We start from the raw sequence: 2,981 nt of genomic DNA on the forward strand, positions 1-2,981 counted from the left end.
GGGCCCGGCGCGTCCCGCCCCGCCGGCCGCGCGACCCCCCGGCGGCCCGTCCCGCCGGCCATGCGAGGAGGATGCGGGCTGACCCTCTACTGCGACACCTCCCTGCTGGTTGCCGCCCTCTGGGGCGGGGAGCGGCCGGCGCCGGCCCGGGATTGGCTCGCGGCGCATCCGGCCGACCTCGCCATCAGCCCCTGGGTGGCGACCGAGTTCGCCGCCGTGCTGGCCCGGGCGTTGCGGGCCGGCCAGGTCACCGCGGCGGCGCGCGACGCCATGGCGGCGCGGTTCGACATCCTGGCCGCGCGATCCCTGCGCCTGCTGCCGATCGACGCCGCCACCTTCGGCGCGGCGGCGGGCTTCGCCATGCGGGCCGGGCTCGGCGCCGGCGATGCGCTGCACCTCGCGGTCTGCGCCGCCGAGGGCGCCCGGCTCTGCACCCTCGACCGCCGGCTGGCCGCCGCCGGGCCGGGGCTCGGGGTGGCGACCGAACTGGTCCGGGCCGCCGGCAAGAGGCCCGGCCAGCCGCACGAACCCCTTGCATCCGGCGGCGCTGCTGGCAGGTAAGGGGGTCAGGAGACCGCGATGGCCGAGCCTGAGGATGACGTGCCCGTGACCGGCAAGGTGCGGGAGAAGCTGGTCGAGACCAAGCAGGCCTGGGCCCGCGAGGGCCGGCTGCTGACCGGGGAGAGCTACCCGCTGGGCGGGACGGCGACGCGCGACCGCCTGCCGCCCGGCCAGACGCTGGTCAAGGACTGGCCGGTGCTCGACCTCGGCGTGCAGCCGGATGTCGCGCCGGACCGCTGGCGGCTGCGGGTGGAAGGGCTGGTGCAGGCGCCGGTGCGCCTGACGCTGGACGAGTTCATGGCCCTGCCCCAGGCGGAGCTGGTCAACGACATCCACTGCGTCACGCAATGGAGCCGCTACGACAACCGCTGGCAGGGCGTGCTGGCGCGCGACCTGGTCGCCCTGGCCCGGCCGAAGGAGGAAGCGCGCTTCGTCGCCTTCACCTCCTATGACGGGTACACCACCAATGTCCCGCTGGCCGAGTTCACCCGCGACGAGGTGCTGCTGGCCCATTCCTGGGAAGGCGCCCCGCTGACCCGGCAGCATGGCGGCCCGGTGCGCGTCGTCATCCCGCGGCTGTATTTCTGGAAGAGCCCGAAATGGGTCACCCGCATCGAGCTGCTGCGCGACGACCGTCCCGGTTTCTGGGAGGTGCGCGGCTACCACAACAACGGCGATCCCTGGCTGGAGGAGCGGTATGGCTGACGCGACGCGATGGCTGCAGCGCCGGATGGCGCGGCCGACGGGCCCGGATGGGCCGCAGCCCGTCTCACGCCGCGCGGCGCTGGCCGCGGCGGGCGCGGTGATGGCGGGCGCGGCGGGCGCCGCCCCCGCAGGGTCGGTCTTCGACTTCACGCCGCAGGCGATCGAGGGCGGGCCGCTGCCGCTGGCGCAGTATCGCGGCCGGCCGATGCTGGTGGTGAACACCGCCAGCTTCTGCGGCTTCACCCCGCAATATGCCGGGCTGCAGCGCCTGCATGAGCGCTTCGGCCCGCGCGGGCTGGTGGTGCTCGGCGTGCCGTCGCAGGACTTCAACCAGGAATCGGCTGACAACGGCAAGGTCAAGGCGTTCTGCGAGGCCAACTACAATGTCGAATTCCCGATGACGGTGGTCTCGCCGATCCGCGGGCCGCAGGCGATGCCGCTCTTCGCCTTCCTGGCGGAGCGTGGCGGCGGGCCGCCGCGCTGGAATTTCCACAAATACCTGGTGGCGCGCGACGGGCGGACGGTGCGCGGCTTCCCGACGGCCATCGGGCCGGAATCGCGTGAGGTGATCCAGGCGATCGAGGCCGCGCTCGCCGCCCCGGCGCCGGCCGCCTGAGGGCGAGAGCGGCTTGCGCGTGCTCCTGAACGCGCAAGCCGCTTTATCCTGATGATTGCAGGGCAGGGTCTCGCGTCCGGGCGTTCACGCCCTGGCGCGATCCGCCCCAGGCGCGTCGCGGCTGGCCTGTGCCGCGCCGCTTGCCGCGGCGCCGCCGGGCATGGCCTAAATCACCGGGCAGGGTCGCGCGCCCGGGCCCTCGCGCCCCCGCCGGGCCTTGCCTTGGCAGCGAGGGGAGCGGCGGCGATGTGCGATGCCTGCGTGATGGGACGGGTGGCGGCGAGGCTGGGCCGCCGCGGGGTATTGGCGGCGCTGGCCGCGGCGCCGGCGATGGTGGCGCCGGCCATGGCGCAGCCGGTGCGCAGCACCGGCTTCGGCCGGGTGGTGGACCTGACCCACGCGCTGTCGCCGGCCTTCCCGACCTTCGGCGGCACGCCGGCGATCGAGATGGAGCAGGCCTTCTTCATCGCCAAGGACGGCTACAACCTGTTCACCATCAAGCATGCCGAGCATGTCGGCACGCATTTCGACGCGCCGCTGCATTTCAGCGCCAATGGCGCATCGGTGGATGCCATCCCGCTGGAGCAGCTGGTCTGCCCGCTGGTGGTGCTGGACGTGCGGGCGAAGGCGGCGAACGACCCCGACTACCAGGTGACGCCCGAGGATGTGGCGGCGCATGAGGCGCAGCAGGGCCGCATCCCGCAGGGCGCCTGCGTCGCGCTGAACTCCGGCTGGGATGCGCATGTGGCGACGCCGCGCTTCCGCAATGCCCAGGCCGACGGGTCGATGCGCTTCCCCGGCTTCCGGCCGGATGTCGCGCCGCTGCTGGCCGGGCGCGGCGTGCTGGGCGTGGCGGTGGACACGCTCTCGCTCGACCATGGCGGATCGAAGGACTTCGCCTTCCACACCGCCTGGCTCGGCAGCGGTCGCTGGGGCATCGAATGCGTCGCCAATCTCGGCGCGCTGCCGCCCACCGGCGCCACCATCGTCGCCGCCGCGCCAAAGATCGCCGGCGGCACCGGCGGCCCGGGACGGGTGCTGGCGCTGGCCTGACGGCGCCGCGCGGCCGCCGGCGATCGGCGCCGGGCGCGGCGCGGTC

4 protein-coding genes are annotated in these 2,981 nt (G+C 74.4%); all 4 read left to right on the forward strand.

The genetic code is table 11. From position 1 onward, the window contains the following. Positions 1-60 precede the first annotated feature (60 nt). Positions 61-561 carry a type II toxin-antitoxin system VapC family toxin gene (locus E2C05_RS30410; RefSeq protein WP_338045220.1) on the forward strand — a complete coding sequence of 167 codons (501 nt, stop codon included), beginning with the start codon at positions 61-63 and terminating at the stop codon, positions 559-561. A gap of 18 nt (positions 562-579) precedes the next feature. Next, entirely contained in the window at positions 580-1,266 is a 687-nt protein-coding gene (locus E2C05_RS30415; RefSeq protein ID WP_133223350.1) for a sulfite oxidase-like oxidoreductase, read from the forward strand. Continuing rightward, entirely contained in the window at positions 1,259-1,882 is a 624-nt protein-coding gene (locus E2C05_RS30420) for a glutathione peroxidase (protein ID WP_240046958.1), read from the forward strand. The genes E2C05_RS30415 and E2C05_RS30420 overlap by 8 nt, the downstream gene beginning before the upstream one ends. Positions 1,883-2,128: 246 nt before the next feature. Then, positions 2,129-2,935 carry a cyclase family protein gene (locus tag E2C05_RS30425; protein ID WP_133223351.1) on the forward strand — a complete coding sequence of 269 codons (807 nt, stop codon included), beginning with the start codon at positions 2,129-2,131 and terminating at the stop codon, positions 2,933-2,935. The last annotated feature ends 46 nt before the right edge of the window (positions 2,936-2,981 follow it).

It is taken from the genome of Paracraurococcus ruber, from assembly GCF_004353985.1.
Taxonomy (GTDB): Bacteria; Pseudomonadota; Alphaproteobacteria; order Acetobacterales; family Acetobacteraceae; genus Paracraurococcus; species Paracraurococcus ruber.

Coding starts and splice junctions, on each gene's coding strand:
- E2C05_RS30420 (WP_240046958.1), top strand. CDS start 1,259: ATGGCTGACGCGACGCGATGGCTGCAGCGCCGGATGGCGCGGCCGACG.
- E2C05_RS30415 (WP_133223350.1), top strand. CDS start 580: ATGGCCGAGCCTGAGGATGACGTGCCCGTGACCGGCAAGGTGCGGGAG.
- E2C05_RS30410 (WP_338045220.1), top strand. CDS start 61: ATGCGAGGAGGATGCGGGCTGACCCTCTACTGCGACACCTCCCTGCTG.
- E2C05_RS30425 (WP_133223351.1), top strand. CDS start 2,129: ATGTGCGATGCCTGCGTGATGGGACGGGTGGCGGCGAGGCTGGGCCGC.